This is a genomic window from Gemmatimonadota bacterium (genome assembly GCA_041390105.1).
Taxonomy (GTDB): domain Bacteria; phylum Gemmatimonadota; class Gemmatimonadetes; order Longimicrobiales; family Gaopeijiaceae; genus JAGQIF01.
This window is the reverse complement of sequence record JAWKQO010000003.1, coordinates 499,941-522,607: the sequence shown is the minus strand read 5'-3', so window position 1 is coordinate 522,607 and position 22,667 is coordinate 499,941. Positions and strand designations below refer to the sequence as shown.

Sequence of the window (22,667 nt, the reverse complement as noted above, 5' to 3'; positions counted from 1 at the left end):
TCTTCCAAGTACGTTGCCGGACGTAGGGGACGTTGGGCGCTGCGTCGACACGGCGCTCGTCCAGGGCGCCGCCACACTCGGGACAGCGGGCAACCCGACCTTCGACCCCTTCCCGACGCGCAAAGTCACTGCACATTTGTTCCAACCTGGTGTAGTCCCTTCCGATCCGGGGCCGTCCGTCGGCCCGGCACCGACCCAGCCGACGCCTTGGAGAAGATCCTCACGAGATGCTCTACACCGCCCTGGCCGCGCTGGCCCTCGGCATCGCCCCCGACCCCGACTCCATCTATCGGGGCACCCAGGGGGAGTTGGAGGTCGACGCTCCCTACGTCGAGAGCCCCGACATCCACATCGACGGCGTGGCCTCGGAAGAAGCGTGGGCCAACGCCGCGCTCCTGACGGACTTCACGCAATACGATCCTGTCGAAGGGATTCCCGCCACCCAGCGCACCGAAGCGCTGGTGCTGGTGTCCGGCGACGCCATCTACCTCGCGGTGCGCGCCTACGATGACGAGCCGGACGGCATCCGCGCATCCATCGCGCCTCGCGACAACGTGGTGCGGCGGGACGACTACATCCGCCTGACCCTCGACACCTTCAACGATCGACGCCGCGCCTACGTCTTCGTCACCAATCCACACGGCGTCCAACAGGACGGAGTCTGGAACGAGGGCGGCGGTGGCGGACGCGGGGGTGGTGGGGGCGGGGGTTTCGGTCCGCCCGTCGACTACAACCCCAACTTCATCTGGGAGTCGGAGGGTCGCGTCGAGGACTGGGGCTATCAGGTCGAGATCAAGATCCCCTTCAAGAGCTTGCGTTTCCCGGCGGCGCCGGTGCAGAGCTGGGGGATCCAGGTGGTGCGGCGCATCGAGCGGGTCGGCTATGAGGAAGCCTGGGCCCCCATCTCGCAGAACCAACCCAATCAGCTCAGCCAGTCCGGTCAGCTGCAAAATCTCAGGGGGCTGGATCCTGGCCTCTTCCTGGAGCTGAACCCGGTGCTCACCGGACTGAGGGTCGGTGAGGCGGACGACGTGGGGACGCTGGTGCACAGCAGCGCGGATGGGGAGTTCGGCCTCAACGCGACCTACGGGCTCACCTCCAACCTGACCCTGGACGCCACCTACAACCCCGACTTCAGTCAGGTCGAGGCCGACGCGGGGCAGATCGCAGTCAACGAGCGTTTCGCCCTCTTCTTCCCCGAGAAGCGGCCCTTCTTCCTGGAAGGCACCGACATCTTCGGGATGCCGCAGCAGCTCATCTACACACGTTCCATCGTGAACCCGATCGGCGGCGCCAAGGTGACGGGAAAGGTCGGGAACCTCAGTCTCGGCTATCTGGGCGCCTACGACGAGGCCACCAGCAGCGATGAGAACGACTACGCACGCGTAAACCTGCTGCGGGCCCGCCAGGACATCGGGGGGAACTCGAGCATCGGTGCGGTGCTGACCGACCGCACGGAGTCGTCGGATGTCTTCAATCGCGTGGGTGGCGCGGACGCCCGCTTCATCCTGGCGCGGCGTTACACGCTGACGATGCTGGGTGCGTTCAGCTCCACGCAGCGCGTCGACGATGCGGACTCCTACGCCGGCCAGTTGTGGAGCGCACGTCTGGAACGCAGCGGTCGGGAGTTCTCCTTCAACGCCTCCATGGAGGATTCCAGTCCCGATTTCGTAGCGGGCTCCGGATTCATCCGGCGGGTGGGCAACACCGAGCTGCGCAGCCGCGTTGCGTGGAACTGGTATGGCCAACCGGGTGCGACCATCGAGCGGTTCGGGCCGTCGCTCCAGGTGAACGGGATCTGGGACCACGACGGGTTCTGGAACGGCCAGGGATGGGAAGAAAGCGAGATCGAGCTGGGCGGAAGCCTCTCGTTCCTGGGCAACACAAGCATCTTCGCCAACTATCAGCGCTCCGGCTTCCGCTTCCCAGCCGATCGCTACGAGGGCTTCCAGGTCCGGACCGGACCGAACCAGACGCTGCAGGCGCCGTTCGTTCCGCAGGCGGGCGCCTTCGAGGGGTTCGATCAGTTCCGCCTCAATCTGTTCGTCGGCCGCTGGCAGGCGGTGCGCGGGCGGATCGGCGGCACCTGGCAGGAGACGCCCATCTTCGCGCGCGGATTGCCCGCGGAGCCTGCATCCTCCTGGTCGAGCGACAACAACCTGTCGATCTTCCCGAACCCGTCGCTGTCCATCGAGCTCAACTTCCGCTACAGCGCCTTGTTCCGGCAAAGCACGGGAGATCGGTACTCGACGGCCAGCATCTCGCGCGTGCGCGCACAGTATCAGCTCACCAAGGCGCTGTTCGTGCGGGGCATCGCGGAGCGAAGCTACGCATCGGTCGGCGACATCCTCTCCGCGGCTGGGGAGCCCGTCGAGTATTGTGCCGATGGGGAGTGCACGCTTTTCGAGGGTGGCGAGGGCACCGACCTGTATCTGGAGGGCCTGCTCAGCTACGAGCCCTCTCCCGGCACAGTGTTCTTCCTGGGCTATTCCCGGGCCTTCGACGACGAAGTGCTGCCCGAGATCCGCGACCTCCGCACCCGGGCGGACGGCATCTTCCTCAAGCTCTCCTACCGGTTCCGGTTCTGACGGCCGTGGCTTGAAACCGGTGGAGCGACCTCCGCGTAGGGCGATGAGAACGCAGGCCCCGGCCCGGCACAGCTCCGAGGCGCGGGTTCGATCCCTGGAGGCGTGAGATGAGAGTGTTCGGCGGTGTGCTGGCGGGGCTGGCAGGTCTATTGAGCCTCAAGATCCTGTTGCCCTTGCTCGCCATGCTGTTCGGGCTGGTGGGGCTGGTGATCAAGTGGGCGGTGATTCTCGCGATCGTCTACTTCGTCGTGCAGATGCTGCGCGGGCGCCGACCCGCGGACGCATGACCCCTCGCCGGCCCCCCAGCCGGCACCGACGCGCCTACCTCGAACTCAGGGGGCGGCGTAGGCGCGCAGTTTTTCCACCTGCTCGGCCGTCCCCAACGCGATGATCTGGTCGCCCGGGTCGAGCTGGGTCTCGGCCGCCGGATTGAAGGTATAGCCGGGGGCGCCCTCTCCCGCCTTGCGGATGGCGATGACCATGAGTCCCGTTTCCTGCCGGATGCGAGCGTTCATCAGCGACCGGCCCACCAGCTGTGACCTCGGCGTGATGACCGCCTCCTCCAGCCGCAGGGCCAACTCCGGGGAGCGCGTCATCACGTCCAGGAAGGAGACCACGGAGGGGTGCAGGAGATAGGCCGCCATCTGAGTGGCGCCCGTGACGTTGGGGCTGACCACGTGGTCCGCTCCGGCCCGTAGGAGCTTCTCCGAACTCTCGTCTTCGTAGGCGCGCGCCACGATCTGCAGATCGGGGTTCAGTACCCGCGCGGACAAGCAGACGTAGACGTTGTCGGTGTCCGCGCTCAAACTGGCCACCAACCCAGCGGCTCGGCGTATGCCCGCTTCTTCCAGGGTGTGGTCCTGCGTGGCGTCCCCTGACACATAGAGCAGGTCGGGGCGCTCCTCGCGCGCGAGCGCGATGTGATCTTCGTTGCGATCGATGACGACGAACGGCTGCCTCGCCCGAGAAAGCTCGATGATCACCCGGCGTCCAGTGCGACCGGCGCCGCACACGACAACGTGTCCCGAAAGCGAATCGATGGTCTTGGTCATGCGTCGCTGTTGTAGGGTGTTGCGCAGATCGAGCTCGACGATGAGCGAGGTGAGGAGGGCGAACCAGAGGCCCATGCCGGTGAGACCGAGCACGAGTAGCGCCGACGTGAACGCGCGACCGGCAGTCGACAGCGGCACCACCTCGTCATAGCCCACGGCGGTCACGGTGACGACCGTCATGTACAGGGCGTCCCCGAACGACGCTCCTTCCAGCCAGACGTACCCCACGGCTCCGAACAGGACAAGCGCGACTCCGTAGAGGATCGTGTAGAGGGTCCGCCTGACGAACGAGCGTAGCACCTGCGACTCCTGGTCGGCGCGTCGAGGGGAACGGTCTGGGTGCACGCGGAAGCTAGCATGTCTCCCGGACCGGAGCGTACCCGGTCAACCGGGGGCTGAGGTCGACCCCTCCGACCCCCGGTCACGATTGACTTGACGGCCTTCCGGGGCCGATTTACCGTTGAGCATCGAATGGGAGGAGGCCGGGAAACGCTTGGTTTTCTGCGGGTTTTTCAGTGGGTCGCCGGGTCGCTCCAGGACCACCCTCTCGAAGCAGGGTACATCCCGAGCGGCCGTTGGCCCCAGCTCCCACACACCCACGTCAGAGGAGTAACCCGATGAACAAGTCCGACCTCGTGGACGCCCTCGCGGATCGCACCGGCATGACCAAAGCGGATGCCGGTCGTGCGATCGAGGCGGTGTTCGGCACGGACGGTGTCATTGCCAAAGCCCTCCGTGGCAACAAGAAGGTCCAGATTACGGGGTTCGGCACGTTCGAGGCGCGTAACCGCAAGGCGCGCACCGGACGCAATCCGCGTACGGGTCAGACCATCCGGATCGCGGCCTCCAAGAGCCCGGCCTTCCGCGCCGGCAAAGGCCTCAAGGACGCCATCAACTAGCGCGCTTCTCGAGCACCGCCGCACGAGAACGCACCGAGGGGTCACGACGTCGTCGACGTCGTGACCCCTCTCGGTTTTGCCTTCGCTTTTCCCTTGTTTTTCAGGAGGTTCAGGCATTCCCCTGAGGTCGGGGTGTGCGCGGACCCCGTCCGCGCCCCCCTCGGGGACCGCCGCGCGGACGCGACTTCTTCTGTCCGCGATCGAAGTCTGCTCGAATGCTGCGACCACGGATGGTCGTGCCGTTCAGCGCCTTCATCACCTTTTCGGCCTGAGCGGTCTGCACATCGAGCAGCGTATAGGTCTCGTGGATGTCGATGCGACCGACCTGGGAGCCAGAGATGCCCGACTCTCCAGTGATGGCCCCCAGGAGGTCGCCGGGACCGACCTGATCCTTGCTCCCGATGGACAGGAACAGCTTGGTCCAGCTCGCTGCGGCCGGCGGCGCCTGAGCGCCGACCTCGGCCCGCTCGCGGGGCGCGGCCGAGGGGGTGGGGCCGGTCTCCAGGGCCAGGGCCAGGGCGGCAGACGCCACCTCGAGTGGGTCCTGCTCGCCCGCCAAGCGCTCGGCCAGGAGCAGGAAAGGCGTCAGTCCGGGCGCCTTGAGCCGCGCCCGCAGCCGTCGCTCCAGCGCCAGAAGCTCTGCATCGGCCCGCTCGGAGGGACGCACCGGCAACACGCGGACATCGAATCCCGCCCGTCCAGCGGTGTCGCGCAGGTGCGGTAGCTCGCGGGCTTCCACCAGTACGATGCAGTCCGTGTGGCTCGCATACAGGGTGGTCAAAGCCTCCGGTCCCACCGGCGCTTCGTAGCCCACCACCGTGATGGGGTCCTCCACCTGCGGGAGTTCGGACGCGCTGGGCGGACAGAGCCAGACGCGCGCCTCCAGATCCCCCGGGGCCCCCACCGTGAAGCCACGCGTGGCGATCTCGTCACCGACATCGGCGGCCTGATCCTCGGTGCGGAAGGAGATCGCCACGTGCTCCCTGCCGGCCCGCTCGATCCGCTCGTGGACGATGTTCACCAGGTGATCGAGGCGACGTCCCGCCACCAGGCGGTACTGCAACGTGCCGCGGCCGGTGGCGGGCGCTGCGCCCTCCGCTTCGACCGCTCGCGGCGGGATATGGACGGGCTTGTCGGCGGTGCGGCGGGCCAGGGCTTCGACGGCGGGGGAGATGGGAAGGCCCACGAAGACCTTCTGCACTCCCGGCAACGCCTCGGCGAGCAAGGTGAGGCCCTCGAGCTTGCCCATCCCCTCCGCAACGGCGGTCCCATCACAGACAAGGGCCTGCACGTTCTCGAGGTCGAGCTCCGACAGTCGCAACAGGTCGACGAGTCGATCGACCGACCCGAACAGGATGCAGGCGTCGGTCGGGGTGGCCCAGTGGCTGCCCAGGGCAGCGACGCTGGCGCCGCGCACCTCGGCGATCGGAGCCAGCGACCGTGCCAGGGCATCGGATTCGGTGTCACCCGTCGTGGCGATGAGGACCGATTGGCGGCTGGGCTCCTCGAGCCGGTCGAGCAGGGCCGCTCCGTAGGCCACCAGCGTTCCTCCGCCAGGGCCACCCTCCAGCAGCACGCTGCCGCCCCTGCGGATGACGGGCATGACGCCGGCCTGGAGGGGAGTGGGCACTTCGACCCCTTCCGTGCCCAGCGCCTCGATCAGGTCTGCGGCCAGGCCCATGGCCTCGAAAGACTCCATGGACGTCACGCTTGTGCGCCCGCGGTAGAGCCGGCGCGGTCGCCGGGCTCGTACGGGAGACGGTTGAGGAAGCGTTGGATCTCGTAGTCCATGCGAGACGTGCGCAGGCGGTCGGTCGATGCGACCACTTCCGTGTAGTAGCCGTGTCCGTGCGCGTTGAGGGAAACCGTGCCCTCGGCGCCCGAGTAGGTGGCGCCGTGCGTCGAGCTCTTGGTTCGGCTCAAACCGAGGATGTCGGGGAGGATCTCTTCCGCACGCGACAGCACCTCACCCGGCGTCAGCGCCGTCTTTCTCCGATAGCCTGCCATCTCCCTCTCACTCCTCCTGTGCTGCGTGCACGAGCGCCGCCATGTCGGGGACGCCCGGGAAGCTCCGTTCGCCGACCATGAACCAGGGGACCGTGGCGATGCCGGCCGAGAGCGCATGCTCTCGGATACGGGCGATCGCGTCCGCATGCCGGTCGACGTCCAGCACCGCTTTCGCCTCGGTCCGGTCCAGACCGAGCCCGGCGGCCAACTCCACCAGCACGTCGATGCGCCCGATGTCCAGAGCCCTGCAAAGATGGGCAGTCAGCAGGGCGGTGTGAACCCTGTCGAAGACCCCCTTCTCCCGGCCCATCATGGCCAGCTCGTGCGCTTTTCGGGTCCAGGGCACGAATCGCGGGAGGGGCGCCAGTCCAGGCGGACCCAGGCGGGCGGCCTGGGCCTGCCGGTCCGCCAGCTCCTCCGGGGCGAGCAGGGGGGCCGGGGGCGCCCGGAGCTCCAAGGGGATGTGCTCGACGGTGAACCCTAGGGCGGCCAGCTCCCGGGCCCGCGCCTCGGCGGGCCAGGCGAGCGGGTCCACGTAGTCGAAGTACAACCGAATGGGTGACGGCACGGTTTTCGAAGATAGCCCGCTGAGGGTGCTTTCACCGCCTTTGGGATGGCGGCACCCCGCTCGGGGACCCATACTGGCCGTCGACGGCGCGGGCCCAGCGGCGCGCCCCACCTCAGGCCCGGAGCGTGGCGCTCCAAACCCGCGGTGCCCCGCCTGTGCAGAGCGTCCTACACCTGGATCCGAGGTTCTCCGTGCGGTTCAGCAGCAACATCGCCCAACTCCGGCCCTCGGCCACCATCGCGGTCAGCACCCTGGCCAAGCGCCTGAAGGCCGAGGGTCGCGACATCATCGATCTGAGTGCCGGTGAGCCGGACTTCGATACGCCGGACTGGATCTCCGAAGCGGGGATCGAGGCGATCCGCGCGGGCCGGACGCGGTACACACCCACGCCCGGCATCCCCGAGCTTCGACAGGCGATCGCCCGCTACCACGAGGACGAGGCCGGCCGCCCCCTCGACGCCGAGGGCGTGGTGGTGGGGGCCGGCGCCAAGCAGCCGCTCTTCAACGCGTGCTTCTGTCTGTTCGGGCCCGGGGACGAGGTCCTGGTGGCCACGCCCTACTGGACCAGCTATCCCGAGATGATCACGCTGGCCCGGGCCACCCCCGTCTTCGTGAGCGGCGACGAGTCCCGCGACCACAAGCTCACACCCGAGGACCTGGAGCGCGTACGCACTCCGAACACGAAAGGGCTGCTGTTCAGTTCACCGTCGAATCCCAGCGGTGCGGTCTACACGGCGGAGGAGCTGCGGGCAGTCGCCGAGTGGGCGCGTGACCACGACGTCGTGTTGCTGTCCGACGAGATCTATCAACGGATCTACTTCGGGCCGGGCGGACGTGCGCCCGGTGTGCTTTCCCTGCCCCCGGACTCGCTCGGTCCGTACGTCCTCTTCAACGGTGCGTCCAAGGCCGTCGCGATGACGGGGTGGCGGATCGGCTACTCGTATTCCGAGCCCGATCTGGCCCGGAAGATGACGGCATTGCAGAGCCATACCACATCGAATCCGGCGGCGCCGAGCCAGTACGCCACCTTGGCTGCCTATCAGGACCCGCAGCGCATGAACGCAGCCGTCGCCGAGATGCTGGGTGCGTTTCGTCGTCGGCGGGATCTGGTCACGACGCGCGTGCAAGAGAAACTTCCCGGGGTCAGCTACGTGCGCCCGGACGGAGCGTTCTATCTCTACTTCCGTGTGGATGGCGCGTTCGGCGAGTCCCTGTCCAGCGCCGCCGACGTGTGCACTCGGGTCCTGGAGGAGGTGGGCGTGGCCCTGGTGCCGGGTGAGGCGTTCGGAGACGCGCGCTACGCGCGCATGAGCTTCGCCACCTCCGATGCGCTCCTCGAAGAGGCCATCGATCGCATGGCCCGCGTGCTGGGCGCCCAAGGCGCGGGCGTCCGTTAGGGAAGCGTCACACAGCGGGGCGTCCCGTCGTCGCAGGCCCGCGGCCGCTCAGGACAATACGAGGCTCGCGCTGCGGAGCGCGGCGCGCACGTAGCTGCCGCCGAACAGGTTGACGTGCACCAGCAGGGGATAGAGCTGGTACAGAGCCCGCTCCCGCTCCGACTCCTCGTCCAGCTCCGCCGCCTCGTAGTAGGCTCGGAAGAACCGCGGCGCGAAGCCGCCGAACAGGTAGGCCATGGCCAGGTCCACGAGCGCGTCCCCGTGGTAGACGGCAGGATCGATCAGGACGGGTTCACCGGCGCCGTCCGCAAACACGTTGCCGCTCCACAGATCGCCGTGCAGCCGGGCAGCTCCGGACCGATGGGCCAGTAGCACCTCCACGCGGTCCAGCAGCTCCGGCCACGGGCTGCGCAACCGGTCGAGCAACCCCTCTCGGTGCGCGCGCTCCAGCTGGGGCAGCAGTCGCCGGTCCCGCCAGAAGGCCGGCCAGTCCGGGCTGCGGCGGTTGTCCTGGTCGAGAGGCCCGATCCACCCCTGTCGGTGCCACCCCGCTGGGCCGGTCCCGGCGCGGTGGATCGAGGCCAGGCCAACGGCCAGCTGGTCGTGGAAGGCGGGGCCGGGACGCCCGGGCGCGATGTATTCGAGGAGCAGCCAACCGGGCCCCTCGCCCGCAGCGGACACCCCCAACACCTGCGGGAGGCGCGGTGCCCCAGCGACGCGCAGCGCGTCCAATCCCTCCGCTTCCGCGACGAAGATCTCGGGGTCCTGCCGCGCACCCCACTTCAGGAACGCGCGGGACCCGCCTTCCAGCTCGAGAAGCCGGGCGTCATGGATGCAGCCCCCGGAGACGGGGTGCGCGTCGCGGATGGGCGAGCCGAGGCGATCTTGCACAGTCGCCCGCAGGCTCGCGGGCAGGCCGGTCAGGCTCGGCTCGCCCCGGCTCACTCGGAGATCTCAACCAGCAGCTCTTCACAGGCGCGGCGGATCATGGCGTACACCTGCTCGAAGCCGTCATTCCCTCCGTAGTAGGGGTCCGGCACCTCCAGATCGGAGCCGGCCTCGGGATCGAACTCGCGCAGCAGGTGCAGGCGCGCCTGCCCCCCGCCGATGCGCTCTGCCGCCCGACGAAGGGCCGCGAGGTTCTCGCGGTCCATGGCCAGCACCCACTCGAAGCGGTCGAGATCCTCGGGTTCCAGGCGGCGGGCTCGGCTGTCCAGCACGATTCCGTGTGAACGGGCCACGGCCTGGGAGCGCGGATCGGGGGGCTCGCCGACGTGCCACCCTCCGGTGCCAGCCGAGTCGATCTCGAAGCGCTCGCTCCACGCACGTTCCTCCACGAGGTGTCGGAACACGCCCTCGGCGAGTGGTGAGCGACAGATGTTGCCGAGGCAGACGAAAAGGACGGAGGTCCGTTGCACGGGTGTGTTCCCCTGGGCGGCCGCGATCGTCGAAACGGAGACACCCTACGCGTGGGCGCCGTCGCCTATACATTACCCACATGTCAGACTTCAAGAGCCTGGGACTCTCCGAGTCCAGCCTGGCGGCCGTCGAGGCGCTGGGATGGAGCACACCTTCGCCCATCCAGGTGAAGGCGATCCCGTCCGCCCTGGAAGGGACGGACATCGTAGGCATTGCCCAGACGGGCACCGGGAAGACCGGGGCCTTCATGCTGCCCACGCTGGAGCGGCTGGAGCCCACCGGGGTGGTCCAGGCGCTGGTGCTGTGTCCGACGCGCGAGCTGGCCCAGCAGGTGGCCGAGGACACCGAATCGTTCGCGAAGGGCTCCAAGATCAAGGTCGCCACCATCGTGGGCGGCGTACCCTTCGGGCCCCAGTTGAGTGCGCTGAACAACGGAGTCGAGGTGATCTCGGCCACGCCGGGCCGTCTCATCGACCACCTGGAGCGCAAGAACGTCGACCTCCAGCATGTGCGGGTCCTGATCCTGGACGAGGCGGACCGCATGCTGGACATGGGTTTCCGTCCGCAGATCGACGAGGTGCTGAAGCGCCTCAAGGGGAAGCGGCAGACCCTGCTCTTCTCCGCCACCATGCCGAACGGCGTGCATGCGCTGGCGCTCCGCATCATGAAAGACCCGATCTGGATCGAGGTGACGCCTGCGGGGTCCACGGCGGAAGGGATCGAGGAGCTCTGCTACCTGGTGAAGCCGGCCAAGAAGCCGGAGCTGCTCCTCAAGCTCCTGGCCGAGCCGGGCTGGGAGCAGGTGCTGGTCTTCACGCGCACGAAGTCGGGAGCGGACGCGCTCAAGGTCTATCTGGAGCGTGAAGGCGTGAAGACGGACGTGATGCACTCCGACCTGCGCATGAAGATGCGCACTCGCGCCCTCGATCGCTTCACGCAGGGAGACGTGCGTGTTCTGGTCGCCACCGACATCGCCCAGCGGGGCCTCGACGTCGAGGGGATCTCGCACGTGGTGAACTACGACATTCCGCTGGATCCGGAGGACTACGTGCACCGGATCGGGCGTACGGGTCGCGCGGGCGCCGTAGGGACGGCCGTCACCTTCGTGACCGCCACGGATCTCGGTCATCTCAAGTCGATCGAGTATCGCTTGGGTCGACCCATCGAGCGTGTGAGTCTTCCCGAGTTCGACTACGGCGGCGAAGGGGTCGGAGGGCCGGCCAGCGGCCCGCGACGCACCCGCGGCGGGCGCAGTGGCTCCAAGACGACCCAGGAGCTGTCGCCGGAGGAGCTTACACGCTTGCTGAGCTTCGAGGACTAACCGACTCCACGGAGTCGCTCCAACCAACAGGGACGGATGATCCTTCGTAGATACGGTGCCAACCTGCACAGCGTAGACATCAACTTCGACGCTCGCGCCATGACCGAGATCGGGTTTCGGCGCAACAACGCCACGTCGATCGCTGCGGACGAGTTCGAGGATCGCTACGTGCGCGACGAGCTGATCGAGCTGGACGCGCACGCCGAGGGTGACGTCCAGGACGAAGCCGAACAGTCGGTGCTGAGCGAGTTGCGACAGAAGCTGGAGGCTCTCGACGCGGAGCTTCCCGCCGGGCACGTGCTCGTGGTCGAGAGCGAGCAGGGGAACGACTACCCCAAGACGCGGGACGAGAAGAAGAACGTGCTCGTCGACGGGGAAAACCGCCTCCACTTCATGTGGCGCGTGGATCCGCCCCTGCGGGTGGGTCGATACCGGATTCGCTGACGAGCCGATCCATGTCCCAGCCCTCGGTGGGTCCGGGCCGAACGATGCCCACGTTGAGCGACATCCGTGAGGCGCGCCTTCGCCTCGAAGGGAACATCGTGCTGACGCCGTGTGCTCGCTCGCTGGCGTTCGTCGACGATCTGCCCTGCGAAGTCTGGTTCAAGTTCGAGAACATGCACCGGATGGGCGCCTTCAAGGAGCGTGGCGCCCTCAACCGCCTCAGCCTGCTGACGGACGAGGAGCGCAGGCGGGGCGTGGTGGCTGCCAGCGCCGGCAACCACGCGCAAGCCGTGGCCTTGCACGCCACCCGGCTCGGAATTCCCTCGACCGTGGTGATGCCGGAGACGGCTCCGTTCATCAAGGTCACGCGCACACGCAACTACGGCGCCCGTGTGGTCCTCAAGGGGGCCAGGTTCTCCGATGCCATCGCCGAAGCCAAGCGTCTGCACGACACCGAGGGTCTGGTGATGGTCCACGCCTTCGACGATCCACACGTGATCGCGGGACAAGGCACCATCGGGCTGGAGATCGCCGAGCAGGTCCCGCACGTCACCACGGTGGTCGTACCCATCGGCGGCGGCGGAGTGATCTCCGGCACCGCCATCGCCATCAAGGCGCTCAAGCCGGAGGTGCGGGTGATCGGGGTGGAGGCGGATGCGGCTCCGACGGCGCTGCGCTCGCGGGAACGCGGAGAGATCGTCGATATCGAGACTTCGGACACGCTGGCGGACGGGATCGCCGTCAAACGCGTGGGTGACCTGACCTTTCCCATCATCGAGCAGCTGGTCGACGACATCGTCACGGTCGGTGAGGAGGAGATCGCCAGCGCCATCATGCTGCTGCTCGAGCGCGAGAAGACGCTGGTCGAAGGGGCGGGCGCCGTTCCGCTGGCGGCGTTGCTGGCGGGGCGCATTCCGGTCTCGGCGGACGATGTGGTGGTGCCTGTCCTCTGCGGCGGCAACATCGACGTCAGCACTCTCTCCCGGATCATCGAGCGTGGGCTGGTGGGCGACGGGCGCCTGGCGCGTCTGATGGTGAAGGTGAGGGACCGTCCGGGATCGTTGGCGCGCCTGACCGATCGGGTGGCCCACCTGGGGGCCAACGTGCTGGAGATCGGTCACCGGCGTGGCTTCGCCGACATCTCCGTGGGAGATGTCGAGATCGTGATGCACCTGGAAACCCGGGGGCGCGACCACGTCGAGGAGATCGTCACCGGTCTGGAAGCGGCGGGCCTCGTCGTCGAAGAGTATCTCTAGCCTTCCAGAGGTGGCCCCGATGGCGATCGCAGCGGATGCGCACCCGGCCACGTTGACGCTCGGCGTTCGCTCGCCGGCCGAGCTCACGAGGTTCTACCGCGACGTGCTGGGGCTGACGGTACACGAGGAGACCTCTGAACGGGTGCTGCTCGGGGGCGGCGTGCCCTTCCTCGCGCTCGAGCCAGCAGATCCTTCGGTGACCGTGCGCCCCGCGACAGGGCTGTTCCATGTGGCCCTGCTCTACCCGGAGCGAGCCCGTCTGGCGGACGCGTTGGCTCGCTTGGCGGCGGCGCGCTATCCGCTCCAGGGCGCGGCCGACCATGGTGTCAGCGAAGCGCTCTACCTGGCAGACCCGGAAGGCAACGGCATCGAGCTCTATCGTGACCGCTCACGCGCCGAATGGCCGTTTCAGGGTGGCGCGCTGCAGATGGTCACCGATCCGCTCGATGTGCAGGCCCTGCTGCGGGAGGGCGACGCGGACGCCCCGCCCCCGCCGACGGTGGGGATCGGCCACATGCACCTGCGCGTGTCCGACTTGCTGGCCGCGGAGGAGTTCTACGTGGAGGGGGTAGGGCTCGAACGCATGCAACGCTGGCGGAGCGAAGCCAGCTTCCTGGCCGCCGGGGGATACCACCACCATCTCGGCATCAACACCTGGTCCTCCCTCGGACTGCCGCAACCCCATGCCGGTGCTCCGGGCCTGAGGGCCTGGACCATGCAGGTCGGTGCGGCGGACGAGTTGGAGCGACTGGCCCAGCGCCTGGATGCGTTGGGATGGCCATTCGCTCGCGACGGTGAATCCGTGCAGGTGCGGGAGCCCGCCGGCTCGGTGTTGCAGGTCACGACCCGAGGGCCGTTCGCCTGACGGGTCCGCCCGCCGGCGCGGCGCCCGGAGGGGGCGGCCAGCGCCGACGGGCGTGGCGTTCAGCGATGACGCTCGTCGTCGTCATCGTCCCGGTCTGCTCGGCCCGTGAGGTCGATTCGCGCCTGGCTGGACGCGCCCTGCACGTAGGCCTGCGCGGCGCCGTGGCGATAGACCAGCTCCCCGCCGCTATGCCCGACCCGGTAGCCCGCCACGACCACGGCGAGCGCAGCCACCCCGGTGGCAATGCGTGCCGCCGATCCGGCGCGGCCCCCGGCCAGGCCGGTGAGTGCCACCAACACGGTGATCACCGTGACACCCAGCAGCGCTTCGGCCGCCTCCTCGTGGGCGTGCAGCGCGGTGCGCGGCACCACGTCCTCCACGGTCTCCTCCTGGGCCTCTCCTGTCTCGAGGGCCAGCCAGGACGATCCGGCCAGCGCCAGTGAAAGGAGCACCACCCCGGCCCAGGTGGAGCGGGTGGGTGGCGTGGTGCGGTGGCGGACCAGCACGTACAGGACGACGAGCGGCAGCGCCACGGCCAGGACCACGGGGAAGTGGACGATGGCGGGATGGAGCGGATCGGGAATCATCGGGTTATCCTCCGCACTTCGGTGTGCTGGAACGCTCGCGCCCGGAGCTGCGATCGCCCATCCGGCACATGACGGAGCACGGGGACGGACCGCGGCCGGGGGCCATCTCCGGCAGATGACGGATCGGATGGAGGCGATGACCGGCTTTTCGCTTTCGCAGCTCCTGCTGGTGGGAACTGGAGGGTTCCTGGGGTCGGTGGGCCGCTATCTGGTCGGAGTGCTGGCCTACCGGCTGGTGCCCATCCAGGTCTTTCCGCTCGGCACCCTGGTCGTGAACATCGTGGGCTGCTTCGGCATCGGCGTGATGGGTCGGATGGTCGAGCTGCAAGGCTCGCCGGACCCGTCCCTGCGCCTGTTCGTCCTGGTGGGACTTCTCGGTGGGTTCACCACCTTCTCGGCGTTCGCCGCCGAATCGGTGGGGCTCGCACAGGCCGGACATCCCGGCCGCGCAGCCCTCAACGTAGCGCTCCAGGTCGTGGTCGGTCTGGCAGCCGCCTGGGCCGGGTATCAGTTGATGGAGGGCTGATGCCGGGCGGCCAGGGGAACGCTCAGGGGGGCGGGAGCACGCCCAGGCCGGACGTCGTCCGTTTCTACGAGACGTACGCCGAGGAGGATCGCCTTGCGGGTCCTTTTCGCCTGGAGGGAGAGCGTACCCGCGAGGTGCTCGGCCGGGTGCTGCCTCCCGCCCCAGCCCGCATCCTCGACATCGGCGGTGCCGCCGGAGCCTACGCGTTCTGGCTCCGCGAGCGAGGCTACCAGGTGCACCTGATGGATGCGGTGTCTCGTCTGGTTCGAGTAGCCCACGGACGACGCACTGCTGCGGGAGTTGCCCTCGACAGCGCTCAGGTGGGAGACGCACGGGCGCTTCCGTTCGCGGACCAGAGCGCCGATGCCGTGTTGCTGCTGGGCCCCCTCTACCATCTGCCGGAGCCCGACGACCGGCTGCGTGCGCTGTCCGAGGCTCGGCGCGTACTGCGTCCGGGCGGACGGCTGGTGGCGGCAGCCATTTCGCGCTTCGCTTCCGCCATGGACGCGCTGGTGCGCGAGCTCTACCTCGATCCGGTATTCGAGTCGATCCTCGACGCGGACCTGCGCACGGGGCGACACCACAATCCTGGTGAGCATCCCGACTACTTCACCACTGCGGCCCTCCATCGGCCGGACGAGCTGCGGGCAGAGGTCGAGGCTGCGGGCCTGATCTGCGACGGGCTCATCGGTGTGGAGGGTCCAGCCGCGGCGCTCGCTGACATCGAGACACGACTCGAGGATCCGAGGCGGAGGAGTCTCCTGTTCGCCCTCCTGGCTCGACTCGAGTCGGAGCCGGCTCTGCTCGGCGTGAGCCCCCACCTGCTCGCCGTCGCGCACGCGCCCTGAAGGGCTGGGCTGGGGTACGTGCAACCCTCCGAAACCCACCCGCGTCTCACCCCGTACAGACCTGACCATCCCGTGTGACGGTCGTGCACTCGACGGCACAGTCCCGAGCACACGGAGTTCCCGCGACGGGTCGGGAAGACGTGCGGCGGTGAGATCCGCGGGGGACTCCTGGGTCCGGTGACTTCGGTCGCCGGGCCCGTTCTCGTTCTTGGGCGTGTGCTCGGGCGCGTTCCATCCGCCGCTCGCCGTTCCGTGGAACACGGTCCGAGCCTGCCCGTGCCTGGGGTCGTAGACCATAACATACTACATAGTAACGATTTAGGGTGCCCCCTCCGCCGGGCGTCCCATCGGCCCCCAGCCTGCACTCGAGGAGTCGGCCGGCACGTGCGCGCGCCGGGCTCCACCACCCTCGTCTTTCAGAACTGGAGGAATCCCATGCGGAGATCGCTGTTGGCTGCGGTCGCGGCCGTCACCTTGGTCGGCTGTCAGGAAAGCGTGAACGATGTCACCCTGGACGGGAGCGCGGCCCTGGAAGCTGCGAACAGTGTGGGCGCTCAGGTCGATCCCGATCGCTTCTTCGAGGTGACCATCACCAACCTCACGTCCAGTCAGGCGCTGACGCCGCCGGTCTTCGCGACGCACACGCGCAGCGTGTCCATCTTCGAGACTGGGGAGCCAGCCAGCTTCGAGATCAAGGAAGTGGCGGAGAACGGCAACGTCGATCCGCTGGTGATGGCGCTTTCCGGGAATCCGGACGTGGGCGAGGTCGTGGTTCCCTTGAACGACTTCCCACCCCTCCGGCCGGGCAAGGTGCGTCGCTTCGAGATCCAGACGCGCGGCGAGATGGGACGGATCTCCTTCGCGGCCATGTTGATCTGCACCAACGACGGATTCACCGGTTTGAACGGAGTGCGGCTTCCCGTCGCGGTAGGCGACACGAAGGTCTACTACTCGAACTCGTTCGATGCCGGCACCGAGATCAACACCGAGGACTTCGCCAACATGGTGCCGCCCTGCCCGCTGCTGTCGGGCGTTCCCAGCAGCGTGCCCGGAACGGGCATGAGTGATCCGATGCTGGCCGAGAACGGCGTCGTGCATCGGCACGGGGGCATCCTGGGCATCGCCGATCTGATCCCCGCCATCCACGGCTGGAGCGACCCGGTCGCCAAGGTCGAGATCCGCCGCATCCGTTAGGGCCGGCGGCCCGCGCTCGAGGGAGCGATCCTCGGCGCAACCACTTCGTTCGCCTGACGCCCTCCGGTCGATCGGCCGGGGGGCGTTCGCGCAGTCCCACTTCAGGGCAGGGCGGAGGGCCACCCGCCCGTGTGCCAGAACAGCACACGCTCCTCCGCGTCGATCGCTCCGGCTTCGATCGCGTGGATGAGCCCCGCTGCAGCCTTGGCCGTGTAGGTCTGGTCCACCACGACTCCGCCGAAGCGTCCGAAGAGGTCCGCTGCGCGCTGCGATGCCTCCGTGGGCTGGCCGTACCCGGGGCCCACCTGGTCGTCGCGAACCTCCAGTCGCTCTGCCGGGAGTTCGACTTCACGCCCCAGGAGCTGCGCCGCCCCGAGGGCCATGGACTCGGCCGTCGCGCGCAGCTCCGGCGCGGGGGTATCGGCCGAAACGGCGACGATCACGATGTCGCTCCGCTCGCACAGCCCCTGTCCCAGATGGAGTCCCGCGAGCGTTCCTCCAGAAGATGACGACACGAACACATGCGTGGGGCGGCCCGAGGGTTCCAGTTGCCCGTCCAGTTCGACGAACGCCCGCGCATACCCCAAGGCACCCACCGCTGTGGACGCTCCCAGCGGGACGATCAGCGCCCTGCCACCCTGCTGAGCCACCTCGAGGGCGATGCGCTCCATGGCGGGCGCGCGTTCGGCCCGGTCGGAAACCGTCTGGATGCGGGCACCGAAGTGACGCATGAGCCACGCGTTGGCACGCGGCGGTTCAGCGGCGCTGCCATTGACCACCAGCGCACAGTCCAGTCCCAGCCAGGCGGCGGCCGCGGCCGTGACCCGAGCGTGATTGGATTGCGGCCCTCCCGTGGTGATGAGACACGTCACCCCTTCCAGCCGCGGTGGCGCCAGCTCGTGCTCGAGCTTGCGGACCTTGTTTCCACCCAAGCCGAAGCCGGTCATGTCGTCGTGCTTGATCAGGATGCGCGGCACGGCCCTTCCCAGGCCGGCGGACAGCGCTCGTTCGAGCGCCTGCAGCCTGCGGAGCGGGGTGGGTGTCACTGCCAGGGGAAGGCGGGGCAGGGCGTCGAGCTGGGAACGGAAGTCCATGGGCGCGAGCGAGATCAGGGACCAGGCCAGTCGGGAGCCCGCCGATGGTAACACGAAGCCCTGGGGCGGGACCACAGGGCCGTCGACGGGGTTCCAGGGGTCCCATGGTTGGATCCCGTCCCCGCCTCAGAGCCCTTCGATGATCTTCGACCTTCGCGCCTGGGCGGGCGCGCTGGCGCTCTCGCTGCTTGCGTGTCTCGTCGGTCCGCTGGGCGCGCTCGCCCAGATGGGAACGCTGCAGGGCCGCGTGACGGACGGCGAAGGCGCAGCGGTCTTCGCAGCGGCGGTGCAGCTGCTCCGGCCCGGTGAGGAGGCGGCGCTCCGAACCACCGAGACCGATCGGGTGGGATACTACCGGCTGGAGGACATCCCCCCGGGGCGGTACGAGCTGCGCGTGGGGCGTCTCGGCTTCGACATGCATCTCGAGACCGTGGAGGTGGCCCGCGCCGCGGTCACGACGGTCGACGTGCGGCTCACCACCACGGCGCTGCAGTTGGAAGGCATCTCCGTCGACGTGGAGCGCAGCCGTGAGCGGGCGCGTTTCGAAGACCGGGTCGGCCTCACCTCCCAGGAGCTGGCGGGCACAGACCTGGAGCTCATTCCGGGGGTGGCGGAGAAGGACCCCATCCGCGCGGTCGAGGTGCTGCCCGGCGTGGTCTCCACGTCGGACTTCTCGTCCGCGTTCAACGTGCGCGGCGGCTCCGCCGATCAGAATCTGATCCTGCTGGACGGATTGCCGGTGTTCAATCCGTTCCATCTGGGTGGATTGTTCTCCGTGTTCAACTCCGACATGGTCGCCCGCGCCGAGTTGTTCGCGGGGGGCTTCCCGGCCGAGTACGGTGGGCGCGTCTCGTCCGTGTTGGCCATCGAGACGGATCCGGGCGACGGCGAGTGGGATGTCGACGCCGGCATCTCTCTGCTCGCCACCCGGCTCGCGGTTGGCGGTGGGTTGCCCGACACGTGGGACGACAAGCTGGGGCTCACCAGTTCGCGGTGGCGCCTTTCGGGGCGGCGCTCCTACTTCGACGTCTTGTTGAAGCCGGTCACCAACTTTCCGTATCACCTCACGGACCTGCAGGGCGTGTTCGAAGGATGGACACCGGGAGGCGGCCGCCTCACTGTGACTGGCTACACCGGGCGTGACGTCATCGACTTCAGCCAGCTGAACGACGAGGACTTTCCCCTCAAGGTGGATTGGTCCTGGGGCAACGACCTGTTGGGTGCGCGCTGGTCGCAACCGCGGCCGGACGGTAGCTCTTTCGATCTGCGCACCGGCATCTCGCGCTTCAACACCGAGTTGTTCTTCCCCGACTTCGGCGACACGGAGTTCCGAAGCGCTGTAGACCTGTTCACGATCAACGGGGAGGCGCAGTCGCGCCCCTGGCACCACTGGACGGTGAAGGGGGGCGTGAAGGCCGAACGCATGGCCTACGACAACCGTGCGGCCTCGGGCGGGACGGAGTTCGCCTCGGGCAAGGGCACCGGATGGTTGCTCGGTGGTTTCGCACAGGGCACCTGGCGGACGGCGGAGCGGTGGGTCGTGGAGCTCGGCGGACGCGTGGACGCATGGCAGGCCGATCCGGGCGGAACCTCGCTGCAGCTCTCGCCGCGGCTGGCGGTCAAGCGCTTCTTCCGTGGGCGGGACTGGGCGGCCAAGGCATCCGTGGGGCGCTACACGCAGTTCCTGCACTCGATCCGGGACGAAGAGCTGCCGCTCGGGCTCGATGTGTGGGTGCTCAGTGGCGAACGCGCGCCCGTGGTGACGTCCAACCAGGCACAGGTCGGCCTGGAAGGGTATCCCGCGGAAGACTGGTTCGTCTCGCTGGAAGGCTACGCGCGCGGGTTCGACGGGGTCGTGACCAACAACTTCGCCGAGGATCCCAACGACGAGCTGGACGACCTCCTACCGGGGACGGGCGACTCCTACGGTGTCGATCTCTTCGTTCGCAAGTCGGGCGAGGGCGTCACCGGGTGGCTCGCCCTCTCCTGGTTGCACGCCGCGCGTGCCTTTCCCGATTTCAACTCAGGGCTCGTGCCGGCACCCGTGGTGGAATACCCACCGGTCTTCGACCGACGATTGGATGCGGACCTGGTGCTGAGCGTCCCCCTCCCGAAGGGAATCGAGGGTGGCGTGCGCTGGAACTTCGGAACCGGCCTGCCCTATACGCGGCCGCTCGGCGGATTCGCCTACTACTCCCCGCAGCTCACGTTGGACGGCCGGCTGCAATGGCCACCGGACGGAGGCCTGGGAGACTACGGCGTGGTGCTGGGCCCGCGGAATGGTGACCGGTACCCCACCTACCACAGACTCGATCTCAGCTTCCGCAAGACGTTCCAGAAGTCATGGGGCACGATGACGCCTCATCTGGACATCCTGAACGTCTACAACCGCAAGAACGTGCTGTTCTACTTCTACGAGTACGACAAGGACACGCCCACGCGCAGTGGCGTCTCCATGTTTCCCGTGCTTCCTACCTTCGGCCTGGACATCTCCTTCCGATGAGACGTGCGACCCTGCTGTGGGTGGGGCTGTTGCTCACGTCCGCGTGCGAGCTCACCGAGACCGTGGTGTCGGAGCCGGAGGACGTGTTGGTCGCCGAGGTGTTCGTGCGCGTCGGTGACCCGGCCCCTCTGGCGCTCGCGCTCCTGCACACGTCGCGCTATACGGCACCGGTCCCCGCGGCGCGCGTCACCATGAGCATCGACAACGGTCAGACGTTCGAGTTGGTCGCGGATGCCTCGTCGGCCTGCCGCGACCTGCCGCAGGAGGCGGCTCCCGGAGAGGCCGCCTGCTACCGGGCGCCTCTCACCGGTTCCGCCCGCATCCAACCCGGTGATCCGCTTACCGTGGAGATCGTCGCCGCCGACGGGCGCAGGCTGGTCGGGAACACCGTCGTGCCCGGAGCCTTCGATCTGATCCGCCCGACGGCGTCCGGGAGTCGGTGTGCGCTCCCCGCCGATACGCTGGTCGAGATCGCGTGGACGCGTTCGGAGGGGGCCTGGGCGTACGTGACCGAGACGTCGATCGCCGGGCTCCCCAACTACCAGGGCGAGGATTTCCGCGAGCCACTCGAGCTCCTGGGGCTGGCCATCTCCGCGGACGACACCACCATCGTCTTCCCGGCCGAGTTCGGCGTGTTCGACCGCTTCGACCTCGATCGCGACATCGCGCTGCAGTTGCAGAAGGGGCTGCCCGCGCTGACCGGTGCCGTGGTGTTCATCGCGGCCACCGACCGCAACTACGTGAACTGGGTGCGGGGCGGCACCTTCAATCCTTCGGGGCCGGTGCGGATCCCCAGCCTGCGTGGCGACGGCTTCGGGGTCTTCGGGACCTACGTGCAGCGCTATCTGTTCATGGACCAGGACGTCCCTGCCTCCAACCGGCCGGCCTGCACGCTGGAATAGGGGAAGTCGGGGGGCCGAGGCGTCCATGCCCCCATCGTCCCCACCTCCCCCGACGACTACCTTGCCCGGCATGTCCATCAAAGCCGCTGTCATGACGGGGCCCGGCCGGCCCATCGAGATCCAGTCCATCCCCGATCCCGACCTGGAGCCAGGGAGCATCCTGCTCGAGACCGTGGCCAGCGAGGTGTGCGGGACGGACGTCCATCTCCATCATGGCCGCCTCGCCGGGGTGCCCTATCCGATCATCCCGGGTCACGTGAGCGTGGGCCGCGTTCTGGAGCGGCGAGGAGTGGACCGGGACGCGCTGGGGCAACCACTCGCCGACGGCGATGTGGTCACCTTCCTGGACGTACACGAGACTTGCCACACGTGCTTCTTCTGCCGCGTGGCCCATCAGCCGAATCGCTGCGCGTCCCGCAAGGTGTACGGCATCACCTACACGGTCGCGGACGGGCCCTTGGGTGGTTGGGCCGAGCGCATCCACCTGAAGCCCGGTGTGCTCACCGTGAAGCTCCCGGAGACGCTCAGCGCTGACGACGTGATCGGCGGGGGGTGCGGGCTGTTCACCGGTTTCGCGGCGGTCGAGCGCAGCGGGATGGCGATGGGCGAGACCGTGGTGGTGCAGGGTATCGGACCGGTGGGGTTGTCGGCGGTCGCCTTTGCGCAGCTCCGTGGGGCCGGGCGCATCATCGCCATCGGAGATCCGGAGGCGCGCAGGGAGCTGGCGCTGGGGATGGGAGCCGACACGGTGCTCTCCGTGAGTGGCTCCGATCCGGAAGAACGCCTCCAGGTGGTGCGCGACGCCACGCAGGGTCGCGGAGCGGACGTGGTGATCGAGGCGAGCGGCGCGCGGGCAGCGGTGCCCGAGGGGTTCCGTCTCCTCCGTGACGGCGGCTGCTACACCATCGCGGGGCACTACACCGATGTCGGCGCGGTGGAGATCAATGCGCACACCGACATCAATCGCAAGCACGCACGCGTGCTGGGGCAGTGGGGAACGGACTTCAGCCACATCGCGCGCTCACTGCCGTTGGTGGCTCGCCACCGCATCCCGTTCGCGCGCGTGATCGGCGCTCGCTATCCGATCGAGCAGGCGGGTCAGGCGTTGAAGGACGTGGAGGAACTCCGCGTCACCAAGGCGCTCATCGTTCCCTGAGCGACCGGCCGATTCACGACCGGGCGATCGCGACCTGGCGT

Annotated in this window: 22 protein-coding genes; 14 read left to right on the top strand and 8 right to left on the bottom strand. The window is 68.2% G+C overall.

All coding sequences use genetic code 11. The features are described from left to right. Positions 1-227: 227 nt before the first annotated feature. Both R3E10_15355 and R3E10_15350 read left to right on the top strand, forming a co-directional pair. Entirely contained in the window at positions 228-2,588 is a 2,361-nt protein-coding gene (locus tag R3E10_15355; GenBank protein MEZ4417129.1) for a DUF5916 domain-containing protein, read from the top strand. A 107-nt stretch (positions 2,589-2,695) separates the two neighbouring features. Further along, complete coding sequence (locus R3E10_15350) at positions 2,696-2,875, top strand: hypothetical protein (GenBank protein ID MEZ4417128.1); 180 nt, start codon at positions 2,696-2,698, stop codon at positions 2,873-2,875. Positions 2,876-2,920: 45 nt separating this feature from the next. Here R3E10_15350 and R3E10_15345 read toward each other — a convergent pair whose 3' ends face one another. After that, complete coding sequence (locus R3E10_15345; protein ID MEZ4417127.1) at positions 2,921-3,940, bottom strand: potassium channel protein; 1,020 nt, start codon at positions 3,938-3,940, stop codon at positions 2,921-2,923. 317 nt (positions 3,941-4,257) lie between these two features. Between R3E10_15345 and R3E10_15340 the strand changes: the two genes are divergently transcribed. Continuing rightward, positions 4,258-4,539, top strand: coding sequence for an HU family DNA-binding protein (locus R3E10_15340; GenBank protein ID MEZ4417126.1), 282 nt, complete (start codon positions 4,258-4,260; stop codon positions 4,537-4,539). A gap of 109 nt (positions 4,540-4,648) precedes the next feature. On the opposite strand, the gene R3E10_15335 is transcribed toward R3E10_15340, so the two are convergent. From R3E10_15335 to R3E10_15325, 3 genes are read right to left on the bottom strand one after another with little or no spacing between them, the layout of a single operon-like run. Further along, complete coding sequence (locus R3E10_15335) at positions 4,649-6,238, bottom strand: DEAD/DEAH box helicase (GenBank protein ID MEZ4417125.1); 1,590 nt, start codon at positions 6,236-6,238, stop codon at positions 4,649-4,651. Between the two features lie 5 nt (positions 6,239-6,243). Then, positions 6,244-6,546, bottom strand: a complete 303-nt coding sequence (locus R3E10_15330) for a hypothetical protein (GenBank protein ID MEZ4417124.1) — start codon at positions 6,544-6,546, stop codon at positions 6,244-6,246. A 7-nt stretch (positions 6,547-6,553) separates the two neighbouring features. Then, complete coding sequence (locus R3E10_15325; GenBank protein ID MEZ4417123.1) at positions 6,554-7,114, bottom strand: DsbA family protein; 561 nt, start codon at positions 7,112-7,114, stop codon at positions 6,554-6,556. Between the two features lie 191 nt (positions 7,115-7,305). Here R3E10_15325 and R3E10_15320 point away from each other — a divergent pair, with 191 nt between their 5' ends. After that, positions 7,306-8,511, top strand: a complete 1,206-nt coding sequence (locus tag R3E10_15320; protein ID MEZ4417122.1) for a pyridoxal phosphate-dependent aminotransferase — start codon at positions 7,306-7,308, stop codon at positions 8,509-8,511. Positions 8,512-8,559: 48 nt separating this feature from the next. Here R3E10_15320 and R3E10_15315 read toward each other — a convergent pair whose 3' ends face one another. Beyond that, positions 8,560-9,456, bottom strand: coding sequence for a fructosamine kinase family protein (locus R3E10_15315; GenBank protein ID MEZ4417121.1), 897 nt, complete (start codon positions 9,454-9,456; stop codon positions 8,560-8,562). Next, positions 9,453-9,929: a low molecular weight protein-tyrosine-phosphatase gene (locus tag R3E10_15310; protein MEZ4417120.1), complete on the bottom strand. Its 477-nt coding sequence runs from the start codon at positions 9,927-9,929 to the stop codon at positions 9,453-9,455. The genes R3E10_15315 and R3E10_15310 overlap by 4 nt, the downstream gene beginning before the upstream one ends. 80 nt (positions 9,930-10,009) lie before the next feature. Here R3E10_15310 and R3E10_15305 point away from each other — a divergent pair, with 80 nt between their 5' ends. From R3E10_15305 to R3E10_15290, 4 genes are read left to right on the top strand one after another with little or no spacing between them, the layout of a single operon-like run. Next, the gene (locus tag R3E10_15305; protein MEZ4417119.1) at positions 10,010-11,251 is read left to right on the top strand and encodes a DEAD/DEAH box helicase; all 1,242 of its coding nucleotides are present in this window, start codon (positions 10,010-10,012) and stop codon (positions 11,249-11,251) included. Positions 11,252-11,287: 36 nt separating this feature from the next. Then, positions 11,288-11,695 carry a hypothetical protein gene (locus tag R3E10_15300; GenBank protein MEZ4417118.1) on the top strand — a complete coding sequence of 136 codons (408 nt, stop codon included), beginning with the start codon at positions 11,288-11,290 and terminating at the stop codon, positions 11,693-11,695. Positions 11,696-11,739: 44 nt separating this feature from the next. Beyond that, positions 11,740-12,951, top strand: coding sequence for a threonine ammonia-lyase (ilvA, locus tag R3E10_15295; GenBank protein MEZ4417117.1), 1,212 nt, complete (start codon positions 11,740-11,742; stop codon positions 12,949-12,951). A 19-nt stretch (positions 12,952-12,970) separates the two neighbouring features. After that, entirely contained in the window at positions 12,971-13,816 is an 846-nt protein-coding gene (locus tag R3E10_15290) for a VOC family protein (GenBank protein MEZ4417116.1), read from the top strand. A 59-nt stretch (positions 13,817-13,875) separates the two neighbouring features. On the opposite strand, the gene R3E10_15285 is transcribed toward R3E10_15290, so the two are convergent. Next, complete coding sequence (locus tag R3E10_15285; GenBank protein MEZ4417115.1) at positions 13,876-14,403, bottom strand: DUF2231 domain-containing protein; 528 nt, start codon at positions 14,401-14,403, stop codon at positions 13,876-13,878. 136 nt (positions 14,404-14,539) lie between these two features. Here R3E10_15285 and crcB point away from each other — a divergent pair, with 136 nt between their 5' ends. The 3 genes from crcB to R3E10_15270 all read left to right on the top strand — a co-directional run bounded on the left by crcB (position 14,540) and on the right by R3E10_15270 (position 16,971). Continuing rightward, positions 14,540-14,929, top strand: a complete 390-nt coding sequence (gene crcB, locus R3E10_15280) for a fluoride efflux transporter CrcB (GenBank protein MEZ4417114.1) — start codon at positions 14,540-14,542, stop codon at positions 14,927-14,929. Further along, complete coding sequence (locus R3E10_15275; GenBank protein ID MEZ4417113.1) at positions 14,929-15,777, top strand: methyltransferase domain-containing protein; 849 nt, start codon at positions 14,929-14,931, stop codon at positions 15,775-15,777. The genes crcB and R3E10_15275 overlap by 1 nt, the downstream gene beginning before the upstream one ends. 435 nt (positions 15,778-16,212) lie before the next feature. Beyond that, entirely contained in the window at positions 16,213-16,971 is a 759-nt protein-coding gene (locus R3E10_15270; GenBank protein MEZ4417112.1) for a spondin domain-containing protein, read from the top strand. 101 nt (positions 16,972-17,072) lie between these two features. Here R3E10_15270 and R3E10_15265 read toward each other — a convergent pair whose 3' ends face one another. Continuing rightward, positions 17,073-18,140 carry a pyridoxal-phosphate dependent enzyme gene (locus R3E10_15265; protein ID MEZ4417111.1) on the bottom strand — a complete coding sequence of 356 codons (1,068 nt, stop codon included), beginning with the start codon at positions 18,138-18,140 and terminating at the stop codon, positions 17,073-17,075. Between the two features lie 64 nt (positions 18,141-18,204). Between R3E10_15265 and R3E10_15260 the strand changes: the two genes are divergently transcribed. The 3 genes from R3E10_15260 (at position 18,205) to R3E10_15250 (ending at position 22,626) form a co-directional block, all read left to right on the top strand. Then, the gene (locus R3E10_15260; protein ID MEZ4417110.1) at positions 18,205-20,568 is read left to right on the top strand and encodes a TonB-dependent receptor; all 2,364 of its coding nucleotides are present in this window, start codon (positions 18,205-18,207) and stop codon (positions 20,566-20,568) included. Further along, the gene (locus R3E10_15255; protein MEZ4417109.1) at positions 20,565-21,470 is read left to right on the top strand and encodes a hypothetical protein; all 906 of its coding nucleotides are present in this window, start codon (positions 20,565-20,567) and stop codon (positions 21,468-21,470) included. The genes R3E10_15260 and R3E10_15255 overlap by 4 nt, the downstream gene beginning before the upstream one ends. A gap of 70 nt (positions 21,471-21,540) precedes the next feature. Next, entirely contained in the window at positions 21,541-22,626 is a 1,086-nt protein-coding gene (locus tag R3E10_15250) for a zinc-binding dehydrogenase (GenBank protein ID MEZ4417108.1), read from the top strand. Positions 22,627-22,667: the final 41 nt, after the last annotated feature.

Excerpts from the sequence above, each read along its gene's own strand:
- R3E10_15355 (MEZ4417129.1), top strand. The coding sequence starts at position 228 with ATGCTCTACACCGCCCTGGCCGCGCTGGCCCTCGGCATCGCCCCCGAC.
- R3E10_15350 (MEZ4417128.1), top strand. The coding sequence starts at position 2,696 with ATGAGAGTGTTCGGCGGTGTGCTGGCGGGGCTGGCAGGTCTATTGAGC.
- R3E10_15340 (MEZ4417126.1), top strand. The coding sequence starts at position 4,258 with ATGAACAAGTCCGACCTCGTGGACGCCCTCGCGGATCGCACCGGCATG.
- R3E10_15335 (MEZ4417125.1), bottom strand. The coding sequence starts at position 6,238 with ATGGAGTCTTTCGAGGCCATGGGCCTGGCCGCAGACCTGATCGAGGCG.
- R3E10_15330 (MEZ4417124.1), bottom strand. The coding sequence starts at position 6,546 with ATGGCAGGCTATCGGAGAAAGACGGCGCTGACGCCGGGTGAGGTGCTG.
- R3E10_15305 (MEZ4417119.1), top strand. The coding sequence starts at position 10,010 with ATGTCAGACTTCAAGAGCCTGGGACTCTCCGAGTCCAGCCTGGCGGCC.
- R3E10_15300 (MEZ4417118.1), top strand. The coding sequence starts at position 11,288 with ATGATCCTTCGTAGATACGGTGCCAACCTGCACAGCGTAGACATCAAC.
- ilvA (MEZ4417117.1), top strand. The coding sequence starts at position 11,740 with ATGCCCACGTTGAGCGACATCCGTGAGGCGCGCCTTCGCCTCGAAGGG.
- R3E10_15290 (MEZ4417116.1), top strand. The coding sequence starts at position 12,971 with ATGGCGATCGCAGCGGATGCGCACCCGGCCACGTTGACGCTCGGCGTT.
- R3E10_15285 (MEZ4417115.1), bottom strand. The coding sequence starts at position 14,403 with ATGATTCCCGATCCGCTCCATCCCGCCATCGTCCACTTCCCCGTGGTC.
- crcB (MEZ4417114.1), top strand. The coding sequence starts at position 14,540 with ATGACCGGCTTTTCGCTTTCGCAGCTCCTGCTGGTGGGAACTGGAGGG.
- R3E10_15275 (MEZ4417113.1), top strand. The coding sequence starts at position 14,929 with ATGCCGGGCGGCCAGGGGAACGCTCAGGGGGGCGGGAGCACGCCCAGG.
- R3E10_15270 (MEZ4417112.1), top strand. The coding sequence starts at position 16,213 with ATGCGGAGATCGCTGTTGGCTGCGGTCGCGGCCGTCACCTTGGTCGGC.
- R3E10_15260 (MEZ4417110.1), top strand. The coding sequence starts at position 18,205 with ATGATCTTCGACCTTCGCGCCTGGGCGGGCGCGCTGGCGCTCTCGCTG.
- R3E10_15255 (MEZ4417109.1), top strand. The coding sequence starts at position 20,565 with ATGAGACGTGCGACCCTGCTGTGGGTGGGGCTGTTGCTCACGTCCGCG.
- R3E10_15250 (MEZ4417108.1), top strand. The coding sequence starts at position 21,541 with ATGTCCATCAAAGCCGCTGTCATGACGGGGCCCGGCCGGCCCATCGAG.